Below are 23,243 nucleotides of genomic sequence, written 5' to 3' on the forward strand. Positions count from 1 at the left end.
TGCCAAGACTATCCTGAACGGTGTTCGGTTCATCATCAGATCCTAAAGGCACGAGTTCTGTCGGAAAACTCGAGGTCGGTTGATTGATCGAAGTAGCCTTCAGTTGATAACCGAAACGCCCGCAACCGAGCAGGATCGTGAAGCTTTTTCGAGGTTGAATTGTGCCTGGGAAGTTCTGCTTGTTTTCTTAAAGTGCGTTGCATACACTGGCGCTTTCAAAACGACTACACAGGGACGACAGGAATGAGCCGAAAGCGGCGAATGAATAGACGGCAGAGATCTATGGCCTTGGCTCTCTCTCTAGGGCTCCCGATAGGAGCAGTATTGGGCTTTATCTGGCGCAATATGGCTCTTGGAGTAATCTTCGGAATTGCGTTTGGAGCAGCCTTAGGCATAGCAATTGGCCGGTATAAATTGAAATAGCGCAAGACCATTAACTTGTAGGGCAATCGGTCTCCGATAGCGAGGGATGACCAGATAACTTAGTGGTGCCCGGAGGGGGACTTGAACCCCCACGACCTGATAAGGGTCTGCGGATTTTAAGTCCGCTGTGTCTGCCGATTTCACCATCCGGGCTCTACAAACAAAAAGCAGCCTGCTTGAATTATGCTAACGCATTTCCTGCCAACCCTTTATAGCCGTATCCAACTCTGGACCAGAGTTAATCTTTTTGTTGAAATGCATTTCCAAAACTACGCTCTGTGTGTCGAATATCATTCCAATAACTTTCTTCTATTTTGTTATGAAGAATGTCATAAAACCCGTGATAATCGCCTCTCTCTATCGCGATCTGTCGCTTGATTGTCGAGAGTCCCTCTGCTATAAGAAATATCAGCACGTCAAAAACCAATCGTAGGTTTATTAGTAACCAATTAGTGTGATTGTGTCCCCCGAGTGCGAGTGTCAATCTGAAGTCGTGAAGGGGCGACGCGTTCCACTCTTTCTGTGACGTTGCCTTGTTAAAACCGAGACCGATGTAAGCGTTCGATTTATACGAACGTTGGGGATGAAAGTGCGACTTGAGCAGCTCTATGAAGTTGCCTAGTACGACGAACCATTTCCCTTGCATCGAACGCCACTGTAGTTGGCGATGTGAATTTGTACGCGAAAATGTAGCATTTTCCACTTTTCCTTTTTTGCTCTGCCTCTTAACCATGCATTTGCAAGCTTCAAGAGGTGTCGTTGAAATACACTGCTACTCCCTCCCCAGGCCACGTTGTTGTATCGCCTTCTCGCGCCCTTATTACCCCCTCTTGGAGACTGAGTAAGCTCTGCGTATGGCCGCGCAAAAAACCTCGTGAACGCAATAGCGCGCAGACCATTTTGGGTCTTGTATTAATTTGCGGCCTACTAATGGCGCTCTCTGGTTGCGGCTCGGGGTTTCATGGAGCGTCCCTTGGCAGTCTCCAAATCACACCCAATACCGTTAACTTTGGAGCTGTAGCTGTTGGACAAGCGGCCAGTACCGGCGTAGCCGTCGTTAATGAGAGTAGTTCGTCCGTTGTCATCTCGAACCTGAGCTTTGATGGTGCCACTTTTTCAGCCAATAGCACCGACACGCTCCCAATCAGCATCCCTGCCGGTGGCAGTCATACACTTCAGGTTCAGTTCAAACCAACCGTCGCTGGACCAGCGACCGGGCAGCTGACTGTCAGCAGTAACTCAACCACAGACGGCACCGCAGTCGTACCTCTCGCGGGAATGGGGATGGCGCCAGCGAGTTCGCAGTTGACGGTGAGTGCTACCAACCTCAGTTTTGGCAGTGTTCCGGTGAGTTCTTCGACAACGCAGTCGATAACGTTGACGTCTACCGGTACTTCCCCGGTAACAGTCAACTCGGCCTCCACGACCGGAACCGGCTTTACCATCGTCGGCGGCAACTTCCCGATAAACCTGAACCCCAATCAGACTGCTACTGTACAGGTTCAATTTCAACCAACAATCGCTGGCCCAGCTCTTGGGCAACTCACGATCGGCAGTAATTCGGCCACTAATGCCAACTCCGTAGTGGCCCTCAGTGGTACAGGTACTGCAATCGGTCCTTCGGATCTCACCCCACAGCTCTCGGTCAGCACTGTCAACCTCAGCTTCGGCAGCGTCACCGTCAACTCTTCAACCACCCAGTCGATCACCCTCACCTCCACTGGTACTTCCCCGGTCACCGTCAACTCGGCCTCCATCACCGGAACCGGCTTTACCATCGTCTCTGGAAGCTTCCCGGTAACCCTGAACCCCAGCCAGACCGCCACCATGCAGGTTCAGTTCAAGCCCACCGCAACCGGATCAGACACGGGCCAGATCACCATCACCAGCGACTCCGCTACCGCAAGGCCGGCAGTCGTCGCTCTCAGCGGTGCCGGCACCGCCGCACTCAACCCGCAGCTCTCGGTCAGCACTGCCAATCTCAGCTTCGGCAGCGTCACCGTCAACTCGCCAACCACCCAGGCGATCACTCTTATCTCCACTGGTACTTCCCCGGTCACGGTCAACTCTGCTTCCATCACCGGAACTGGATTCACCATCGTGGGGGGAAGCTTCCCCACCATCCTGAACCCCAGCCAGACCGCCACCATACAGGTTCAGTTCAAGCCAACCGCAACCGGATCTGACTCGGGCCAGGTCACCATCACCAGTGACTCCGCTACCGCAAGCACTGCTGTCGTCGCTCTCAGCGGCACCGGCACCGCCGCACTCAACCCGCAGCTCTCGGTCAGTACTGCCAACCTCAGCTTCGGCAGCGTCACAGTAAACTCGCCAACCACCCAATCGATCACCCTCACCTCCACCGGAACTTCCCCGGTCACCGTCAACTCGGCCTCCATCACCGGAACCGGCTTTACCATCGTCTCTGGAAGCTTCCCGGTTACCCTGAACCCCAGCCAGACCGCCACCATACAGGTTCAGTTCAAGCCCACCGCAACCGGATCTGACTCGGGCCAGGTCACCATCACCAGTGACTCCGCTACCGCAAGCACTGCTGTCGTCGCTCTCAGCGGCACCGGCACCGCCGCACTCAACCCGCAGCTCTCGGTCAGTACTGCCAACCTCAGCTTCGGCAGCGTCACAGTAAACTCGCCAACCACCCAATCGATCACCCTCACCTCCACCGGAACTTCCCCGGTCACCGTCAACTCGGCCTCCATCACCGGAACCGGCTTTACCATCGTCTCTGCCAGCAGCGGCTTCCCCACCACCCTGAACCCCAGCCAGTCCGCCACCATACAGGTTCAGTTCAAGCCAACCGCAAGCGGATCAGACACGGGCCAGGTCACCATCACCAGCGACTCCGCTACCGCAAGCACGGCAGTCGTCGCTCTCAGCGGTACCGGCACCGCAGCACTCAACCCACAGCTCTCGGTCAGCACTGCCAACCTCAGCTTCGGCAGCGTCACCGTCAACTCGCCAACCACCCAGTCGATCACTCTCACCTCGACTGGTACTTCCCCGGTCACGGTCAACTCCGCCTCCATCACCGGAACCGGCTTTACCATCGTCTCTGCCAGCAGCGGCTTCCCCACCACCCTGAACCCCAGCCAGTCCGCCACCATACAGGTTCAGTTCAAGCCAACCGCAAGCGGATCAGACATGGGCCAGGTCACCATCACCAGCGACTCCGCTACCGCAAGCACGGCAGTCGTCGCTCTCAGCGGTACCGGCACCGCAGCACTCAACCCACAGCTCTCGGTCAGCACTGCCAACCTCAGCTTCGGCAGCGTCACCGTCAACTCGCCAACCACCCAGTCGATCACTCTCACCTCGATTGGTACTTCCCCGGTCACGGTCAACTCCGCCTCCATCACCGGAACCGGCTTTACCATCGTCTCTGCCAGCAGCGGCTTCCCCACCACCCTGAACCCCAGCCAGTCCGCCACCATACAGGTTCAGTTCAAGCCAACCGCAAGCGGATCAGACATGGGCCAGGTCACCATCACCAGCGACTCCGCTACCGCAAGCACGGCAGTCGTCGCTCTCAGCGGTACCGGCACCGCAGCACTCAACCCACAGCTCTCGGTCAGCACTGCCAACCTCAGCTTCGGCAGCGTCACCGTCAACTCGCCAACCACCCAGTCGATCACTCTCACCTCGACTGGTACTTCCCCGGTCACGGTCAACTCCGCCTCCATCACCGGAACCGGCTTTACCATCGTCTCTGCCAGCAGCGGCTTCCCCACCACCCTGAACCCCAGCCAGTCCGCCACCATACAGGTTCAGTTCAAGCCAACCGCAAGCGGATCAGACATGGGCCAGGTCACCATCACCAGCGACTCCGCTACCGCAAGCACGGCAGTCGTCGCTCTCAGCGGTACCGGCACCGCAGCACTCAACCCACAGCTCTCGGTCAGCACTGCCAACCTCAGCTTCGGCAGCGTCACCGTCAACTCGCCAACTACCCAGTCGATCACTCTCACCTCGATTGGTACTTCCCCGGTCACGGTCAACTCCGCCTCCATCACCGGAACCGGCTTTACCATCGTCGCAGGAAGCTTCCCGATAACCCTAAGCCCCAGCCAGACCGCCACCATACAGGTTCAGTTCAAGCCAACCGCAAGCGGATCAGACATGGGCCAGGTCACCATCACCAGCGACTCCGCTACCGCAAGCACGGCAGTCGTCGCTCTCAGCGGTACCGGCACCGCAGCACTCAACCCACAGCTCTCGGTCAGCACTGCCAACCTCAGCTTCGGCAGCGTCACCGTCAACTCGCCAACCACCCAGTCGATCACTCTCACCTCGATTGGTACTTCCCCGGTCACGGTCAACTCCGCCTCCATCACCGGAACCGGCTTTACCATCGTCGCAGGAAGCTTCCCGATAACCCTAAGCCCCAGCCAGACCGCCACCATACAGGTTCAGTTCAAGCCAACCGCAAGCGGATCAGACACGGGCCAGGTCACCATCACCAGCGACTCCGCTACCGCAAGCACGGCAGTCGTCGCTCTCAGCGGTACCGGCACCGCAGCACTCAACCCACAGCTCTCGGTCAGCACTGCCAACCTCAGCTTCGGCAGCGTCACCGTCAACTCGCCAACCACCCAATCGATCACCCTCACCTCCACCGGAACTTCCCCGGTCACCGTCAACTCGGCCTCCATCACCGGTACCGGCTTTACCATCGTCTCTGGAAGCTTCCCGGTAATCCTGAACCCCAGCCAGACCGCCACGCTGCAAGTTCAGTTCAAGCCCACCGCAACCGGATCTGACACGGGCCAGGTCACCATCACCAGCGACTCTGCTGCCGCAAGCACCGCAGTCGTCGCTCTCAGCGGTACCGGCACCGCAGCACTCAACCCACAGCTCTCGGTCAGCACGGCCAGCCTCAGCTTCGGCAGCGTCACAGTCAACTCTCCAACCACCCAGTCGATCACCTTGACCTCGACCGGAACCTCCCCGGTCACCGTCAACTCCGCCTCCATCACCGGAACCGGCTTTACCATCGTCTCTGGAAGCTTCCCGGTTACCCTGAACCCCAGCCAGACCACCACCATACAGGTTCAGTTCAAGCCCACCGCAACCGGATCAGATACGGGCCAGGTCACCATCACCAGTGACTCTGCTACCGCAAGCACCGCAGTGGTCGCCCTCAGCGGTACCGGCACCGCAGCACTCAACCCGCAGCTCTCGGTCAGCACCGCCAGCCTCAGCTTCGGCAGTGTCACCGTCAACTCTCCAACCACCCAATCGATAACCCTCACCTCCACTGGTACTTCCCCGGTCACAGTCAACTCGGCCTCCATCACCGGTACCGGCTTTACCATCGTCTCTGGAAGCTTCCCGGTAACCCTGAACCCCACCCAGACCGCCACCATACAGGTTCAGTTCAAGCCCACCGCAACCGGATCTGACTCGGGCCAGGTCACCATCACCAGTGACTCCGCTACCGCAAGCACCGCAGTCGTCGCTCTCAGCGGCACCGGCACCGCAGCACTCAACCCGCAGCTCTCGGTCAGCACTGCCAACCTCAGCTTCGGCAGCGTCACAGTAAACTCTCCAACCACCCAATCGATAACCTTGACCTCGACCGGTACTTCCCCGGTCACAGTCAATTCGGCCTCCATCACCGGAAGCGGCTTTACCATCGTCTCTGGAAGCTTCCCGATAAGCCTGAACCCCAGCCAAGCCGTAACGCTACAAATACAATTCCTTCCAGCAACAGCTGGGGCTGATACCGGGCAGATCACTATCACCAGCAACTCCACCACCGGTAGTCCGGCAGTCGTGGCTCTCAGCGGTATCGGCACAGCCTCGAATCCGCAGCTAACGGTCAGCACCACGACTCTCAGTTTTGGCAGTGTCGATGTAAATTCCTCGACGACTCAGTCCGTAACCCTCTCCTCGACAGGCACTTCCCCGGTGACAGTCAACTCGGCCTCAATTAGCGGAACCGGCTTTACCATCGTGGGGGGAAGCTTCCCAGTCACCCTAAATCCCAGCCAGACCGCCACCATACAGGTTCAGTTCAAGCCAACTGCCGCCGGCTCAGATACCGGACAGATCACCATCAGCAGCAACTCAACCAGTGGAAGCCCGACGAACATTGCGCTGAATGGGACTGGCACTGCCGTGTCTTACTCTGTCAATCTTAGCTGGGACGCACCGACAACTTCGACCGACCCGGTAGTCGGCTATAACATCTATCGGTCTGTAGGCACTGGGGCATTCCAACTTGTAAATTCGTCGCCAGATGCCACGACTACCTACGTAGATAACGCAGTCTCGAGTGGTACAACCTACAATTACCTTGCGAAAAGCGTAGATTCCACCGGTGTCGAGAGTACCGCCTCCAACGAAATAACAGTAGCAATTCCATAGCCACAGGGAGGGGTGAATGGGTTCATAATGCATCCCAGTCACGCACTCTCCTATGTTTTCACATTTCAAACATACATCGAGACAATCGGGACGGTCAGGCTGAGCGGACTTCGACAAACAGTAGTAAACTCTGGTCGCTTAATGTGTAATTTTTTTGGCAGTGTATGCAATACCCTGCATTCCAGCTGATTATTGCGAAGTACCTCGTTATCACGAAGTCGGTAATCACCCCAAAATCAACAACTAAATCAACACACCCACGTCTGGCCACACGGCCTCGCTATGGCCCTTGTCGTGCTAGTTACCTGGCAGATCCAACTGTTCGAAGCCTGTCCTGCTAGCAAAACGCAGATGTAACTCACAGGGCGAAGCTTTGTCTCGCTGAATGTCGTGAATACAGTGCGGCAAAAGGAGAGCAACTATCATGCTAACCTCGCAAACTTTCGGTGTAGAAACTCAAGACACTACGGCCTGGTGGGTGCTCTATACCCGCCACCAGCATGAAAAGACAGTGGCTGAGATGTTGTCGGCAAAAGGCTTTGAGGTTTTTTTGCCCCTCTATGAGTCGATGCGGCGCTGGAAGGACAGAAGCAAAATGCTTACGCTACCCCTGTTCCCATGCTATGTATTCGTCCGAGGAGGCATCCATCGCCGCTTGCAGGTCGTGACCACTCCCGGAGTTCACATGATCCTGTTTCACGGCGAAAACGTGGCAATCATTCCAGAGATTGAAGTAGATGCGATTCGAAAAGCGGTCGAAGGACCTTTTCGCGTTGAACCGCATCCGTTCCTTAAGTGCGGTGAACGCGTTCGCGTCACGCGTGGTTCCCTTGAAGGCGTCGAGGGTGTTCTAGTTCGCAAAAAGAACCTATATCGTCTAATCCTTTCCGTCAGCATGATGGCCCAATCCGTTGCGGTAGAGATTGACGCCACCGATGTGGAGCCTCTGCCGGTGCAAGCCTTCGCAGACTTGCTCTCAGGTAAGCAGCTTTTGGAAGCCGGAAGATTTGGCGAAACCCTACCACATGCTGGCAGGCAAATAGACACCATTCAACATCAGCTGAGTTAGCTTAGACCCTCAACCGTAAACTCAAATGCTAGTGCTAGTTAAAACAAAACAGAAACATAAGTGAATTCACTAGGAGTCGCTTTGAAAAGTTGGGTCGACGATCTAACGAGATTGGGACTCCCCTTATTTTTCCTCTCCGGTACTCTGTCGGGCCAAGCACTACTCCCTCCCGGTCAGACAAAGCAGGGGATTCCGGCGACAGCCTTAGCATCGTCTCAAGCGCAGTCTTCCGCGCAACCTGCCAAGACATTGGATGACAGTAGCTTTGTTATCGGTGATGATGACGGCCTGGCTATTAGCGTCTGGAAAGAAACCGACCTCTCTCGAACGCTTCAAGTCCGATCGGATGGAAAGATTTCACTGCCGCTCATTGGAGAGGTTCAAGCGACCGGACGAACACCCTTGCAGCTCGAACAGGATATTTCGGCCAAGCTTCAAAGCTACATTGCCAAACCGGAAGTCACGGTAATGGTGACGCAGATTAATAGCAAGAAATTCAACATCCTGGGTCAAGTAGCGAGGCCTGGATCATACTCATTGTTGGTTGCGCCAACCGTCATGGATGCAATCGCAGCTGCCGGCGGGCTGCGAGATTTTGCAAAGCAAAAAAATATCTACATTCTTCGCCAGAGAGCAGGCGGCGCCGAGTTTCGCATTACCTTCAATTACAAAGACTTTATTAAAGGCAAGGACTTAAATCAGAACATCAAGCTTGAACCGCACGATACAGTCGTCGTGCCTTGAGAGCCCTTATGCTCCTATATGTATGTCTAGGCCTTGCGCTATTTGTAGCCTCACCGGCCTTTGCCCAGCTCGAATCAACCCCGTTCGAGTTGCCCACAAAACCACTTGATGAGGCTCCGATGCTGACGCCACCGCCGGTGAGCAATAAAGCATATCCGACCGTGGTCGGGTCCCAGCTACGTTCAAACTACGTAGCCGCAGGATTAGTCTTCAATACCGCCTACAATGACAACGTACTTTCAGGGGGAAGTACAACTCCTACGGGCGATGTTATTTATTCTCTTCTGCCGACGATCACATTCGACCAAACCACGACCAGACAACATTTCGGGTTGCTACTTAGTCCAGGTTTTACGATTTATCAACATACCAGTTCACTCAACGCCGCGGACTTAAATTTGTCTGTGAATTACCAATACCGCCTCGCGCAACACACGACCATCAGCTTTAATGACTCATTTCAAAAAAGCTCGAACGTGTTCAATCAGTCTTATCCCTTTTCCGGAGCTACGATCTCCGGATCGTCGCAGTCGTTGCCACCAGGAGTTATTGCTCCTTATGCGAACCAACTCAGTAATACAGCGGACGGCGGCATAACTTATCAGTTTGGCTACAACAATATGGTTGGGGCGAGCGGAGTAATTACCGAGAGCAACTATCCGAATCCAACTCAGGCCGCTGGCCTCTACAATTCGAACTCGGGCGGGGGCTCGGTTTTTTACAATCAGCGCTTGTCCGCTACACAGTACATTGGTGCGACATACCAGTATCTGAGAAGTCAGGGCAATCCAGTAGATTCGCAGGCTAGTCCCGCAAGCGAACAGGCTGAAGTCCAGACACATACCCTTTTACCTTTCTACACCATCTATCTAAATCCAACGTTTTCCCTATCTTTTTCTGGCGGACCGCAATACTACGGCGCTACTCAATCTCCTTCCCCGTCTGTGCATGCTTGGTTCCCTGCTGCAATGGCTAGCATAGGATGGCAGACAAACCACACCAATCTCGTCGCCAGCTATTCACGAACCGTTACGGCGGCCGTAGGACTGCCTGGCGCATTCAATTCAAATAATGCAAATGCATCCTTGCGCTGGCAGGCAACACGTACGTGGAACTTCGGCGGCACTGCAAGCTACTCGAGCAACAAAAACGTTACGCCCCTCTTTCCTGCATCGAATCCAGGAGGTCACTCCGTTTCTGGGTCTGTCACGGCGCAATGTTCACTGAGCGAACACCTAAAGGCGGAGATTGGATACACCCGCCTCCATCAGAGTTACGGCGGTATAAGCGCAATATCTACCGTTCCTAATACCAATCGTGAGTTCATCTCCATCTCTTATCAGTTCACACGACCAGTAGGAAGATAACCATGACAGAAATATCTGACGAACAGAGCTCAGAAGGCATAGATATCAAGCGGTATTTGCAGATAGTGCGCCGCCGTCATATGCACTTCTTGATCCCGCTATTTCTTGGATGGCTAATAGTACTGGGATCCACGTGGGTTTTGCCAGTGCGCTATAAGTCAAGCACGCTGATCCTAGTCGAACAGCCGACAATGCCAAAAAACTATGTCGAGCCAAATGTCAGCGACGACCTGCAAACACGCCTACAAAGCATCACGCAACAGATTCTTAGCCGTACGCGCCTACTTTTGATTATTGACAAATTGCATCTTTATGCCGAAAACCGTCGCCTGCTCACGCCTGATCAAAAAGTCGAGCGCATGCGCAAAGACATCGACATTGTCCTTGTACGCGACTCTCACGGCGAGCAGATCACTGCATTCAAAATTAACTATTCCGCGCGCAATCCCAACATTGCTCAACAAGTGACGGGTGAGCTTAGTAATCTGTTTATCAGTGAAAATCTAAAAGTCCGCCAGCAACAATCCGAAGATACGACTAAGTTCATTGGTAGCCAGCTCGAGACTGCACGGGCGAGTCTAGCAGAGCAAGAGGCTAAGGTCCGAGAGTTCAAAGGACAACATGAGGGTGAACTACCTTCTCAAGAAGCTAGCAACCTCCAAATCCTGAGCGGACTACAAGCGCAGCTACAGAACGAAGAGGACACTCTCAACACCGCGAAACAACAGCGAATCTATCTTCAGACGCTGACCGATCAATATCGCTCTCTCCATGCAACGTCCCGGACTCCTGATGGTGCTCCGACGAGCTTGTCGCAAATAGACCAAGAGCTAGACAGATTGCGGTCAAAGCTGGCTGAACTTAGCTCTCGATACACCGATCGCTATCCAGAGGTCGAGAGCCTTAAGGATGAAATAGCGAAGACTGAGAAGAGGAGAGATGCTCTCAAGGCAAAGGGAAGCGATACGGCGCAGTATGACCCCGCAGATTCTCCGCAAAACGCCACGCAACTACAACTGAAAGGGCAGCTGCAAGCTAATCAAGCAGAAATCGTGAATCGCGAGAAAGCAATTGTGGAGCTCAAAGGGAGGGTCAACGGCTATCAAGATCGACTCAACACGGCCCCTGTGCGCGAGCAACAGTTGGCGGATCTCACCCGCGGATATGATCAATCCAAGGCGAATTACGACCAACTGTTGAAGAAACAAAACGATTCAGAGATGGCGACAAGTATGGAGCATATGCAGCAAGGCGAACGCTTCAGCGTTTTGGATCCGCCTGATTTGCCGCTAAAACCAGACTTTCCCAATCGTCTTAAATTTTGTGGTATTGGTTTGGGGTTTGGCTTAGTCTTGGGCCTCTCTGTAGTTGGCGTATTGGAGTTCTTGGATGATCGCTTGCATAGCGAAAAGGAGATAAAAACTCTTCTTCCCATGGGAATAATCTCCGAGATACCAGATGTAGTGAGTCCATCGGATGAGCAAAACAATACAAAAAAGATGGTTTTGGGATGGGCGATGGCGGGGCTGGTTTTAGCCACCATCTTGGCGGGCTCTGCCTTCAGCTACTTACACGATTAGGTCAAATTCCCAAATGTATAAAGCTTATTTCCATCTCACACGTAACCCGTTTGACCTCACGCCTGATCCTACTTGTTTTGTGCCCACCAAACGGCATAATGAGGCACTCGCTGCGCTCTATTATGGAATTCGCCGTCACAAGGGGTTTGTCGTATTGACAGGGGAAGTCGGCACTGGGAAAACTTTGCTGCTTCGTTGTTTGCTTCGGCTATTAAAGGAGAGCAAAGACGTCGCTTACGCATATCTATTTAACGGACGACTTTCTCCTACTGAATTTCTGCAGTACATTCTGTCCGATTTCGGACTGGACACAGCAGGAAAAAATAAGAGCGATCTACTCTTCGACCTGGGTAAGTTTTTAGTTTCGCGTGGTTCAAGGAAGATGACTACCGTGCTCATCGTAGATGAAGCTCATCACCTGTCCGCAGACATACTCGAGGAAGTGCGTCTCTTGTCAAACCTCGAAACGGAGGACGACAAATTGCTGCAAATCGTATTAGTCGGACAGCCCGAACTTGATGAAAAATTAGATTCCGTCGCACTTCGTCAGCTAAAGCAGAGAATCGCTGTTCGCACTCATCTTGGTTCGCTGGACGCCGAGGAGGCAAAACGTTATATTCAGCAACGGTTACAGATTGCTGGGGTCGACTCAAACCCGAACCCGTTATTTTCTGATCAAACAATCGCGGCAGTTTTCCGCTATTCTCGCGGTCTACCTCGCTTGATAAACACCATTTGCGACAACGCTTTGATCACCGCATATGCAAGACAGTTATCAAGCATTACCCCAGATGTAATCGGAGATGTAGCCAAAGAATTCCGGCTTGATGTAGTCCCTTCTCTCAAGCCTGAGAAGAAGGTTAGCCACGAGGACGCAGACATTCGTCAAGCCATAAGCCTGCTCACAGATCTATTTGCATCTCAGGGAAGACAACCTTTGACGAACGATTCGGATTTGGGCACACCTGTGTCTATTGAAGCGAGCAAACCATGAGCCATATATTTGATGCGTTAGAAAGATCGGAAGCAGAGCGCTCCGGGAGTGCTCTGTCAGGGCTTACCGAAGCGACTGAACTATTGCAGCGTGCCGAAAAACTAGCTGCGTTGAAATGGGAAAACTCTGTTCTGCCTGGGCCTCCAAATGTCGTAAGGGATAAAACTCTCTATACGGCACTTCCTCAGCCAGCGCCTACACAAGTTGCGGCGACACACCCGGCCCCTGTAGTAACGAGGCTCGCGTCAACCGGTGAAGGATTAGATCCATTTCTTCAGTTCACGCCTCTTCGTGTATCACTTTCTCCTCAAAGTAGACTAGTATCTCTGACGGACAGTGGAAGTCCGGCGGCAGAAGCATTTCGACTTTTAGGAGTTCGGCTAAGACATCTTAGACGAGACAGGCCACTGAAGAAGGTGCTAATCACAAGCACAATTCCTCAGGAGGGCAAAAGTATGGTTGCCGGTAACCTGGCCTGCACTCTTGCTTTGCGAGCACAGCAGAGAATCTTGCTGCTTGAAGGAGACCTGCGTCGGCCATCTTTATCGCAGCGATTTGGGATTGGAAGAAATCCTGGCATTTGCGAATATTTGCAAGGCGAGCGGGACCTGGCAGCTAGTATTTACCATCTTGATAATCCGAATCTCTGGATCTTGCCGGCAGGGAACGCCCCTAGTAATGCTTTGGAACTACTTCAATCAGGAAGATTATCTGCGCTGATGGATCAATTAAGCGTGTGGTTTGACTGGATAATCATCGATTCTCCTCCTGTGCTTCCTCTAGCTGACACTAGTGTTTGGATGAGATTGTCCGATGGAATTCTTCTCGTTACGCGCCAAGGAACAACAGAGAAGCGGAAATTACAAAGAGGACTGGAAGCGTTAGAGCCCAAGAAGTTGATCGGTGCGTTGGTGAATGGCTCCCAGAATGCATCTGACAGCGACTACTACTACAGCTCCGCAACCATTACACAAAGCGACAACACTTCTGCGCATTGGTAGCCATCTTTCTACTCAATAGCTAACCGAAAGAATCACCGTGTTCAGCACTTCATGAGAACTCTGCTGAATAACTATAAGAAATGCGGTAACTGCATCGGAGGAGTTTGTTATGTCTTTGTTACGCATGGATAAGATTTCAAAATCCGTCGACCCTTTACTCGAGTGGCCCTCCACCGAAGTACGTGAGGTCTTAAGTGAAGAGACTTTTAAGCGGATGATCGCGGTCGAGCGGAAACGAACAGAACGTTCCAAGGAGCCTTTCCTACTCATGTTGGTAGAAGCTGGTAGCCATCAGAGTTCAGAAAAAACTTGTAAGGTTCTCGAGAATATCTTGTCTGTTCTGTTGTCCTCTATTCGAGAAACCGATGTAATCGGCTGGTATAAAGATAGAATTACCGGTGGCGTCATGTTCACAGGGCTTACCGGCAACGATAAAAACTCCATCCTTAGCGTAATTCTTAGCAAGGTGAGTGCCACACTAAGAGCCGGCTTGACTTCAGACCACCTTAGCGAAGTCAGCATCTCCTTCCACTTTTTCCCTGATAACTGGGATCATGACAAGTCGGGACGTCCCAGCAATCCATCTTTGTATCCAGATCTGTCAAATCCAGACAGGGCCACACATTCTCTCCTCTACGTTAAACAAAGCATGGACATCATTGGTAGTGCTTTGATGCTTGCGCTCTGCAGTCCGCTGCTCCTGGTTGTTGCATTGGCGATTAAGGCTTCTTCAAAGGGCCCAATTCTTTTTAGACAACAGCGAGTCGGGCAGTATGGCCAATGCTTCACATTTCTAAAATTCCGATCGATGCATATAGATAATGACAATAGCGTTCATAAAGACTATGTCACCAAGTTGATTTCAGGTTGCGCAGAACATAAACCCTTAAATGGGAATGGGAAAGGTGTATACAAACTCACGAATGACAAGCGAGTCACGAAGGTAGGGAAATTTCTACGCCGAACTAGTCTGGATGAGCTTCCCCAGTTGGTGAATGTTCTGAAGGGGGATATGTCCTTAGTAGGCCCTCGTCCAGCTATTCCGTATGAGTTCGCAGCGTATCAGACCTGGCATCGCCGTCGGGTGCTTGAAGTCAAACCTGGAATTACTGGCTTATGGCAGGTTAGCGGCCGAAGCAGCGTCAAGTTCGACGAAATGGTCCGATTGGATCTTCGATATGCCACGTCATGGTCTCCGTGGCTTGATTTCAAGATCCTTATGCGAACCCCCCGTGCTGTGATAGGTGGCGCAGGCGCGTGCTAAATCCCGTGGCTCGCTTGGCTCTTGAAATAGTTGTTGCAGAAACGAACCAAAGACAGCGACACGTTCGATCAGACAGATGTGTAATTTGCTTGTTCGTATATGCAAGGCCCTGCAATCCAACATGCCTTGGAAAAGTCTTGAGTGCCAACGGCCCTAATATTTCCCAACGAATCAGTGAATAACATCTTTGCGTGACTAGTTTCAATTATGGCCATCAGCGTGCTCGTTGGTACGTCAGCAGGCATAGAAGATCTGCCCGATTGAGATCCTACGCAACAAACGGGGACTGTGATTCACAGGGCGAAGCTTTGTTCAATTTCAACCCGTGTAGCTTCGGTATCTTGCCACTGGGACTCATCTTATCGTCATCTGCCGCTTGGGAGAGCGTCTAAAATCATGAACTTTGGTGTCATTGGCTATGGCTACTGGGGGCCCAATATTGTCAGGAATCTGACAAGCCTAGAAGGCTCTGAGGTGCTCGCGATTGCGGAAATGAGCCCAAACGCGAGGAAGCGCGCCCAGAAAGCTTATCCGGGGATTGATGTAACCCCTGACACGCTGCACGTAATTTCGTCGCCCAAGATTGATGCTATCGCCATCGTCACTCCCGTGTGGACACACTATGAATTAGCAAAAGCGGCATTAGAGAACGGCAAGCACGTATTCGTTGAAAAGCCCTTCACAAGTAACGCCACACAAGCGGAAGAACTGATCAACCTTGCACAGAAGAAGAACCTCAAGATCATGGTGGATCATACTTTTCTGTTCACCGGTGCAGTAAGGAAAATCGGCCAGCTTCTCGATGAAGGGACCCTAGGAAAGCTTTACTATTACGACGCGACGAGAGTAAATCTTGGACTATTCCAGCATGACATCAATGTGCTTTGGGATCTCGCACCTCATGATCTTTCCATCATGGACTACCTTATCAAGACAAGCCCGGAGGCAATCGTCGCAACGGGCCAGAAACACCTAAACGGATTCGAAGATGTCGCGTATATGACGCTATATTTTCCTGAGAAAGTAATAGCTCACATTAATGTCAATTGGCTCTCGCCGGTGAAAGTTAGAACTACTCTGATCGGCGGAGAGAAACGAATGCTGGTATGGAACGACCTTGAAGCTGACGAAAAAATAAAGGTATACGACAGAGGAGTAGATATCACTAGCCGCGAAGGTGTTTATGACCTTCTCGTGAATTATCGTTCCGGTGATATGTGGGCTCCGCAACTCGAGCAGGTCGAAGCTCTACGTCAGGAACTTTCTTATTTTGTCGACTGCATATCGAGCGGTCAGAATCCATCTAACGATGGGTGTGCGGGTCTTCGGGTGGTCAAGATGCTGGAGGCGGCCAGTGAATCACTCAACAAAAGAGGAGCTCTGGTCTACCTATGAGCACCTATAACTGCATCTCGGAAGACGTCAAGCTCGGAACCGATGTAAGCCTGTCTAAATTTATCAATCTGTATGGGTGCGAGATCGGAGATGGCACGAAGATCGGAGCCTTCGTGGAAATTCAGAAGAATGCTCGCGTCGGTAGTCGTTGCAAGATATCTAGCCACACGTTCATCTGTGAAGGTGTGGTCATCGAAGACAATGTCTTCATCGGTCATGGTGTGATCTTCACGAATGACACCTACCCTCGCGCAGTCGCTTTAAGCGGAACTCTTCAAACAGAAGCCGATTGGAAAGTTGAACGCACCGTAATCATGAGGGGTGCATCCATCGGTTCTGGCGTTACGATTCTTTCCAACACGAGCATCGGAGAAAACGCAATAGTGGGCGCCGGTAGTGTCGTTACTAAGGATGTCCCACCCAACGCAATCGTGGCTGGCAATCCGGCCAAAATTCTTCGTTACATCGAACAGAAGGCAGAAGGTCAAAATGTCCATTCATTACAACACTGACACCAGCATTCCCTTTCTCGATCTTGTCACTCCTCACGCGGAGCTAGAACAGGAACTCACCGATGTATTTCTGCGCGCTTTGCGCTCCGCTGCGTTCATAGGTGGCCCCATGGTTGAGAATTTTGAGACAGCGTTTGCCTGTTTCTGTGAAACCACTTATTCAATCGCAGCTAGCAATGGTACTGAAGCTTTACGCTTCGCCATTATGACTTGTGGAGTGCAGCCAGGTGATGTTGTTCTCACTGTACCCCATACATTCATTGCCACCGCTGAAGCTATATCACAAGCTGGGGCTTTGCCCGAGTTTATAGACGTTGACGAATCCACGTACAACATGTCAGTAGAAATGCTGCAGCAGTATCTGGAGGAGCGGTGCACCAGGAGCCGATCAGGAAAACTTCTAAGTCTTCGGAGTGGTCGCCCAGTAACGGCGATAGTGCCCGTGCATCTCTACGGGCAGATGGCGGACATGGATTCAATCCTGGAGCTCGCAACAAAATACGGTTTAACCGTCATTGAGGATGCATGCCAAGCGCACGGTGCGGAATATTTCTCGAAGAATCACAATCGATGGATGAAAGCTGGTTCGATGGGTAGAGCCGCAGCATTCAGTTTCTATCCAGGCAAGAATCTCGGAGCGTGTGGTGAAGCTGGCGCAGTGACCACAAATGATATCGGCGTCGCCGAGAAAATTAGGATGCTGCGCGACCACGGTCAAGCTAAGAAGTACTATCACGAGATCGAGGGATGCAATGGCCGCATAGACGCCATCCAGGCTGGACTTCTACACGCAAAGTTGAACCATTTAGCAAGATGGAATGCGGACCGACAAGATCGCGCAATGGAATACAATCGTTTGCTTGCTAACAATTGTGCAATAATCCTTCCCCATGAGCCTTCATGGTCCCGTGCTGTTTATCACCTCTATGTCATTCGTACGAAAGATCGTGATGGCATGATGGAACATCTGAAAAATTCAGGTATTGGTACAGGAATTCACTATCCAGTCCCCCTGCACATGCAGAAAGCCTACGCATCACTGAACTATTACACAGATGATTTTCCGGTGGCAAAAAGTCTCGCTAGCGAAATTGTTTCGCTGCCGATGTTTCCACAGCTGACGGTTGACCAACAAGCAAGAGTCGTCAAAGAAATCTACAACTTCACCTCCAAGGCTCAACCAGAGCGACCAGAATACGAGGATAACCTTGTAAGAGCAGTCGGAAGGGTTGCTTAAGAGTTGCTTCCTTTCCAATTTCCCTGAGACGAACCACCTTGGCATTAACTCGCTCGGGCAGAGATAAGAAATGGACTAGAGTGTGAAGAAAAGCCTCGACATCGCAGTATGTATCGTCGTTGAGAACCTGCCCGTCCCTCTCGACAGACGCGTCTGGAAGGAAGCATGTGCCTTGCGCGACGCCGGGTATATTGTCTCCGTTATTTGTCCAAAAGGAAAAGGCTTTACGGCAGGACACGAGAAGATTGAAGGAATAGAAATCTATCGTCATTACACATGGGAAGCTTCGGGCGCCCTAGGGTATTTCTTGGAGTACGGTGCCGCTCTGATTGCTGAGCTGTACTTAACCTTGAAAGTTTTCACACGCACCAAATTTCGTGTCTTACAAGCCTGTAACCCTCCTGACACTATCTTTCTCATAGCATTAATGCTGAAACCTCTAGGCGTCCGATTTATTTTTGACCAGCACGATCTGGTACCAGAGCTCTTCGAAGCTAAATTTGGCAAACGCAGCGGACCACTTTATCGGCTTGCCTTACTATTTGAGGCGTGTGCTTTCCGTGCGGCCAATACCTGTATAGCGACGAACGAGTCTTTCAAGGACATCGCTATCGCCAGAGGAGGAAAACATCCAGATGATGTGTTCGTTGTACGAAACTGTCCAGACCTCAAAACATTTCGCCCAAGCCCACGCCAAGCAAGAAACAAGTTTGATAGTCGACTATTGGTTGCCTATGTAGGTTTTATGGGGAATCAGGATGGTTTAGATCTTTTACTTGATTCGATCGAGCACATTGTCAAAATCGGCGAGCGAAGAGACACACATTTTCTTCTAGTCGGTGGAGGCACGGAACTTCCCAAACTGCAAAACCTAGTTGCCGAAAAAAGATTGGAGAACTTTGTTACTTTCACCGGACAGGTATCTCACGATGAAGTAGCCGCCTACCTCTCGCAGGCAGATCTCGGCGTGGCACCAGACCCTAAGAATTCCATGAATGACAACTCGACTATGATCAAAATATTTGAATACATGGCATTCGGTCTTCCAGTAGTCTTATTCGACTTAAAAGAAGGGCGCCGTACGGCCGGTCAAGCCGCCCTCTATGCGACCCCGAATGATACGCAAGACTTTGCGCACCAAATTACGAACTTGCTGAATTCGAGGGAACTCCGAGACGAACTCGGCAGTTGCGGAAGAAAACGAATAGAAGACAAATTGAACTGGCAAAACGAAACGACTTCATTGCTCCAGGCATATGAAGCAGCACTCCAATATGACTACGCCTTAGAAGTGCCAGAAAGCCAATGACGCCAATAATAAATTCACGTAGTTCATTGGCAGACATAATGCCGCGGTTTTTTTGTAAATCGACCAGAGAAATCCAATTGCCTATCAAATATCGCGAATATTTAAATAGGTTCATGCAGGCTATGTTTTACATTTTTTTCTGCGGCCTTTTCTCATGCTTACCTTGTTTCTCCGCCGACTTTTATCTGATCCGCTCGTCAGATAAACCGTCTGTCGAACAGCAAGAACTGGGAGTCGCCACTCAATTCTATGGGCTCAATCTAGAAGTTGTAACGGCAACTGCTGTCAATATTCCAGCCGTAGCCGAAGCAGTGAAAAACAATGAAATTCTAGCGGTAGTAATCGAAGCCGACGCGCTTGCCAACACGGACCGGAAGACGTTGCTCTCAGCCCTTCGAAGACGAGAACACCAAGTGCCTGTATTGATTGTTGGTGTGACGCCAGACACCGATCAAGCCATGCTTAGCGAATGGTCAGGCATCGCTGCAATAGACGTCGAAAAACTTACCGGCTCATCAGAGCTCCATCTAGTAGTAGAAGCCGAATCCGGCATTGGCAGACAACTGTCCGGCCTCGAATTACCGAGTGCAAGTGACCAGTCATTTTATTTTCGACTAGGCCCGCATAGCCGCGCTGAACAAATAGTCTCTGTTAAAAAAAATGGCTTAGTCTTACCCACGTTCATTAGCAATGACCTATCTGGGCAAAGAGTCTTTCTGCTTTGCAAAAGGATCGCTTCTTCCGACTCGCAAGCACATTGGGCACCTGAAAACACCGAAGACGCGTTCGAGAAGATCGCATCTGTGATGATGTTCACAAAGTATTGTGCCGGCGAGAGAGGCTGGCACGCTCTTCATCACTACGCCAACCTCACAATCGACGATCCTTGGCTGCGCGAGCCCTATGGGAAGCTAAGCTACAAGGGACTTCTGGAAGAGATGGAAAAGCACAATTTCCATACAACAATTGCCTTCATACCTTGGAACTTTGATCGAAACCAATCGGCGCCCGTGTCCTTGTTTAGGGACCATCCTGATCGTTTCTCGATTTGCATACATGGAGACAATCATGATCATAAGGAGTTTACCGATTACAGAAGTAAGCCTTACGTTGTGCAAGTAGCGGCTATTCGACAGTCTGTCGCCAGAATGGATAAGTTTCAAACTGTATCTGGCATTCCGTACGACAGAGTTATGATATTTCCCCACAGTATCGCGCCAGAAAAAACACTCGAGGCACTGAAAGCTAACGACTATCTCGCGACGATAAACTCGCAAAATGTTCCAATGGGTTCGGATAAACCAACTGGTATCTTATTTGCTTTGCGGCCCATCACCCTTTCGTTTGGGAATTTTCCAAGTATTCTTCGCTATCCCGTCATAAATCCAACTCCGGCTTACCGTATTGCGATCGATGAGTTCCTCGACAACCCTCAGTTCTATTACGTTCATCAAGATTTTTTTGCGAGCGGAATCGACGCCTTTGATGAACTCGCGGATGAGGTGAACAAGCTTCAGCCTGGCACAAAGTGGAAGAGCGTTGGCGAAATCGTCAAGCACTTGTATTTGTTGCGGCTCAGGGAAGACTCAAACTACGATGTACTTGCGTTCTCGAGCAATATTGTTCTTCACAATACCTCAGCGCGAACTTTAATTTTTTACGTTAGGAAGCAAGAATCGGGCCCAACGTCGGTTAGGTCGGTCAACATCGACGGAGCGATTGCTCCTTTTCAACTCGACGACGGATATTTAGACATTCGTGTGTCCGTTCCGGCCGGAGAATCCCGTGGCGTTGCGGTCCGTTACAACAGCGATCCGAATTTTGCCTCAATCAGCATCGCGAGAAACTCCATTTATGCTTATGCTCTTCGCGAACTATCGGATTTTAGAGATATAACACTGTCACAAATTGGTGTTGGCCGCGCGTTTACCGCTCTTTACTACGGGCGTGGAGTAATTGCCAGACTCATCATCGCAGGTGGTTGCATTATTATAGCCTCCTGTATCGCGGGAGGTTTGACGTGGATTGTGGTTGTGAGAAGAAAGCCGCATGCTCAGTCAACTCTCGGAGAGTCCCCAGATCAACGGCTTGTCAGGTAAGGTCGAGCCCTCCACCGCCTATAAGTAATTTCGCAATCTTTTTAGTTTTGGACAAAACCACTACCCAAGACAAAGCCAAGCACAACCTTCAGAGCGACAGCCTCACCCTCTTATGACTACTAACTTAGCAAACTATGTCGTTATTACACCTGTGAGAGATGAGGAGAAGCACCTCGAATCGACGATCGAGCACATGGTCAAACAAACAGCTACGCCAAAACAATGGGTGATAGTAAATGATGGCTCGAAAGACCGCACCGGAGAGATCGCTGATGGCTATGCAAAACGGTATCCGTGGATAAAAGTTGTCCATCGGCAAGATCGAGGATTTAGGAAGGCCGGTGGCGGAGTGGTAGATGCCTTTAACGACGGTTACCATGAACTGGATCGTAGTGACTGGAATTTCGTCGTCAAATTTGATGGTGACCTAACCTTTGATGGAAACTATTTTGAGGAATGTTTTAAAGAGTTTGCGAGTGACGACGAATTGGGCGTCGGTGGAGGAGTAATCTGTTACATCGATGATGGGAAAAAAAGTTTTGAAACAACTACTTCCTTTCATGTTCGCGGTGCTACCAAGATATATCGAAAAGCTTGCTGGGAGTCGATTGGTGGGCTTCTATCCATCCCGGGCTGGGACACAATGGATGAAGTGAAAGCCAACAGTTGTGGCTGGAAAACAAGAAGCTTTCCTCATCTGCATCTCGTTCACCAACGGGATACAGGCTCAGCAGACGGTATGTGGCCGACACTTGTCAAATACGGCCGCGCCAACTACATTTGCGGTTACCACCCCCTATTCATGCTTGGCAAATGCTTTAAGCGACTGGCCCAGAAGCCGTACTTGATTGGTTCTATTGGACTCATGTACGGATTTATTTATGGATATCTAATGAAAGTGCCTCAAGTCGCTGATCGTCAGGTCATCGATTACCTTCGTCGCGAGCAAGTTAAGCGAATGTTTGGTAGCGAAACAATGTGGAAATGAGTAGCTAATGTTTCTAGTTGATAAATTAGATGACAAGTCACGATGATAGCTACCGCGCCAACTTTAACGAGATTTGCAACTCTAATTTCACAATAAGGTTTGACCCTATGATTTCAAAAACCGAACATGTAAAAGCTCTGTTTGAAACTCCGCAAAAGTACCTTGACCCGAGAGCGTATGACATCCGCATCCGTATCGAGACAATAGGACAGTTTACCGAAGGCCTAGAGTTCGAAAATATATTGGATATCGGTTGCGGCGACGGCTCGATCTCTTTGCCACTACTTTCTCGGTGCAAAAAACTTACTCTACTGGATCTTTCCAAAAACATGCTCCATCTTGCATCAAAACGAATTCCCTCTGGCCGTTTGAACGACGTCGAGATGATTGATGGAGACTTCATGGCTGCCAATCTCGAGCATCAATCATTTGACCTCATTTTTTGTATCGGCGTCCTCGCACATGTGGATTCTCCAGCTGCAGTTATAGAGAAAGTATCGAACCTCGCGAAACCGGGTGCTTGGATAATTCTCGAGTTTACTGACAGCTTTCATTTCTGGGGCGTACCGGTTGTTTTATATCAGAGCGTACTAAAGCTATTGAGGCCCGCACCATATAAATTGAACCGTCTTCGACAAATTGAGGTTTTGAAACTGTGTCGGCATAGTGGACTTGGGATACTGGGGCTATATCGTTACGGTTTACCTCCGCTTGGTTCTCATAAGTTTCTCAATCAAGAAGGAATGTACGACTTGACTCGACGTCTATTTGGCTCCTCGAAACACAACCGAAAACGGTGGATGGGAAATCAGTTCATCTATCGTTTACAGAAGAGTCAGTGAGTCTACCGACATCCGAAAGTTTGAACGCAGTT

The 23,243-nt window shown here is 51.0% G+C and carries 15 protein-coding genes and 1 tRNA gene; 15 read left to right on the forward strand and 1 reads right to left on the reverse strand.

Annotated elements, in window-relative coordinates; genetic code table 11:
- Window positions 1-486: 486 nt before the first annotated feature.
- Window positions 487-576 (reverse strand) — tRNA-Leu (locus RBB82_RS02425).
- A gap of 777 nt (window positions 577-1,353) precedes the next feature.
- On the opposite strand from RBB82_RS02425, the gene RBB82_RS02430 reads away from it, so the two are divergent.
- The 15 genes from RBB82_RS02430 to RBB82_RS02500 all read left to right on the forward strand — a co-directional run bounded on the left by RBB82_RS02430 (window position 1,354) and on the right by RBB82_RS02500 (window position 23,211).
- Window positions 1,354-6,810: a beta strand repeat-containing protein gene (locus RBB82_RS02430; RefSeq protein WP_433973530.1), complete on the forward strand. Its 5,457-nt coding sequence runs from the start codon at window positions 1,354-1,356 to the stop codon at window positions 6,808-6,810.
- 424 nt (window positions 6,811-7,234) lie between these two features.
- On the forward strand, window positions 7,235-7,879 hold the full coding sequence (locus tag RBB82_RS02435) for a UpxY family transcription antiterminator (protein ID WP_433973531.1): 645 nt from the start codon (window positions 7,235-7,237) through the stop codon (window positions 7,877-7,879).
- 81 nt (window positions 7,880-7,960) lie between these two features.
- Window positions 7,961-8,623 carry a polysaccharide biosynthesis/export family protein gene (locus RBB82_RS02440; protein WP_433973532.1) on the forward strand — a complete coding sequence of 221 codons (663 nt, stop codon included), beginning with the start codon at window positions 7,961-7,963 and terminating at the stop codon, window positions 8,621-8,623.
- Window positions 8,624-8,631: 8 nt separating this feature from the next.
- Window positions 8,632-9,990 carry a hypothetical protein gene (locus tag RBB82_RS02445; protein WP_433973533.1) on the forward strand — a complete coding sequence of 453 codons (1,359 nt, stop codon included), beginning with the start codon at window positions 8,632-8,634 and terminating at the stop codon, window positions 9,988-9,990.
- A 2-nt stretch (window positions 9,991-9,992) separates the two neighbouring features.
- Window positions 9,993-11,570: a GumC family protein gene (locus tag RBB82_RS02450; protein ID WP_433973534.1), complete on the forward strand. Its 1,578-nt coding sequence runs from the start codon at window positions 9,993-9,995 to the stop codon at window positions 11,568-11,570.
- Window positions 11,571-11,583: 13 nt separating this feature from the next.
- Window positions 11,584-12,564, forward strand: coding sequence for an ExeA family protein (locus RBB82_RS02455; protein WP_433973535.1), 981 nt, complete (start codon window positions 11,584-11,586; stop codon window positions 12,562-12,564).
- A complete protein-coding gene (locus tag RBB82_RS02460; RefSeq protein WP_433973536.1) occupies window positions 12,561-13,565 on the forward strand; it encodes a CpsD/CapB family tyrosine-protein kinase in 1,005 nt (334 codons plus the stop codon). Before RBB82_RS02455 ends, RBB82_RS02460 begins: the two co-directional genes overlap by 4 nt.
- Window positions 13,566-13,674: 109 nt before the next feature.
- Entirely contained in the window at window positions 13,675-14,829 is a 1,155-nt protein-coding gene (locus RBB82_RS02465; RefSeq protein WP_433973537.1) for a sugar transferase, read from the forward strand.
- A 396-nt stretch (window positions 14,830-15,225) separates the two neighbouring features.
- Window positions 15,226-16,224 (forward strand): Gfo/Idh/MocA family protein, encoded by a 999-nt coding sequence (locus tag RBB82_RS02470; protein ID WP_433973538.1) that lies wholly within the window; start codon window positions 15,226-15,228, stop codon window positions 16,222-16,224.
- Window positions 16,221-16,736, forward strand: coding sequence for an acyltransferase (locus RBB82_RS02475; protein WP_433973539.1), 516 nt, complete (start codon window positions 16,221-16,223; stop codon window positions 16,734-16,736). The genes RBB82_RS02470 and RBB82_RS02475 overlap by 4 nt, the downstream gene beginning before the upstream one ends.
- A complete protein-coding gene (locus RBB82_RS02480; protein WP_433973540.1) occupies window positions 16,714-17,973 on the forward strand; it encodes a DegT/DnrJ/EryC1/StrS family aminotransferase in 1,260 nt (419 codons plus the stop codon). Before RBB82_RS02475 ends, RBB82_RS02480 begins: the two co-directional genes overlap by 23 nt.
- Before the next feature lie 82 nt (window positions 17,974-18,055).
- The gene (locus tag RBB82_RS02485; RefSeq protein WP_433973541.1) at window positions 18,056-19,282 is read left to right on the forward strand and encodes a glycosyltransferase family 4 protein; all 1,227 of its coding nucleotides are present in this window, start codon (window positions 18,056-18,058) and stop codon (window positions 19,280-19,282) included.
- A 38-nt stretch (window positions 19,283-19,320) separates the two neighbouring features.
- On the forward strand, window positions 19,321-21,381 hold the full coding sequence (locus RBB82_RS02490) for a hypothetical protein (protein ID WP_433973542.1): 2,061 nt from the start codon (window positions 19,321-19,323) through the stop codon (window positions 21,379-21,381).
- 112 nt (window positions 21,382-21,493) lie between these two features.
- Window positions 21,494-22,369 (forward strand): glycosyltransferase, encoded by an 876-nt coding sequence (locus RBB82_RS02495; protein ID WP_433973543.1) that lies wholly within the window; start codon window positions 21,494-21,496, stop codon window positions 22,367-22,369.
- Window positions 22,370-22,476: 107 nt separating this feature from the next.
- Window positions 22,477-23,211, forward strand: coding sequence for a class I SAM-dependent methyltransferase (locus RBB82_RS02500; RefSeq protein WP_433973544.1), 735 nt, complete (start codon window positions 22,477-22,479; stop codon window positions 23,209-23,211).
- The last annotated feature ends 32 nt before the right edge of the window (window positions 23,212-23,243 follow it).

Origin of the sequence: Tunturiibacter lichenicola, from assembly GCF_051013355.1 — a bacterium.
GTDB lineage: Bacteria > Acidobacteriota > Terriglobia > Terriglobales > Acidobacteriaceae > Edaphobacter > Edaphobacter lichenicola_F.

Bases quoted from the DNA above. Each gene is read 5' to 3' on its own strand.
- RBB82_RS02430 (WP_433973530.1), top strand. From the start codon at position 1,354: ATGGCGCTCTCTGGTTGCGGCTCGGGGTTTCATGGAGCGTCCCTTGGC.
- RBB82_RS02495 (WP_433973543.1), top strand. From the start codon at position 21,494: ATGACTACTAACTTAGCAAACTATGTCGTTATTACACCTGTGAGAGAT.
- RBB82_RS02470 (WP_433973538.1), top strand. From the start codon at position 15,226: ATGAACTTTGGTGTCATTGGCTATGGCTACTGGGGGCCCAATATTGTC.
- RBB82_RS02450 (WP_433973534.1), top strand. From the start codon at position 9,993: ATGACAGAAATATCTGACGAACAGAGCTCAGAAGGCATAGATATCAAG.
- RBB82_RS02455 (WP_433973535.1), top strand. From the start codon at position 11,584: ATGTATAAAGCTTATTTCCATCTCACACGTAACCCGTTTGACCTCACG.
- RBB82_RS02435 (WP_433973531.1), top strand. From the start codon at position 7,235: ATGCTAACCTCGCAAACTTTCGGTGTAGAAACTCAAGACACTACGGCC.
- RBB82_RS02445 (WP_433973533.1), top strand. From the start codon at position 8,632: ATGCTCCTATATGTATGTCTAGGCCTTGCGCTATTTGTAGCCTCACCG.
- RBB82_RS02465 (WP_433973537.1), top strand. From the start codon at position 13,675: ATGTCTTTGTTACGCATGGATAAGATTTCAAAATCCGTCGACCCTTTA.
- RBB82_RS02480 (WP_433973540.1), top strand. From the start codon at position 16,714: ATGTCCATTCATTACAACACTGACACCAGCATTCCCTTTCTCGATCTT.
- RBB82_RS02490 (WP_433973542.1), top strand. From the start codon at position 19,321: ATGCCGCGGTTTTTTTGTAAATCGACCAGAGAAATCCAATTGCCTATC.
- RBB82_RS02475 (WP_433973539.1), top strand. From the start codon at position 16,221: ATGAGCACCTATAACTGCATCTCGGAAGACGTCAAGCTCGGAACCGAT.
- RBB82_RS02500 (WP_433973544.1), top strand. From the start codon at position 22,477: ATGATTTCAAAAACCGAACATGTAAAAGCTCTGTTTGAAACTCCGCAA.
- RBB82_RS02460 (WP_433973536.1), top strand. From the start codon at position 12,561: ATGAGCCATATATTTGATGCGTTAGAAAGATCGGAAGCAGAGCGCTCC.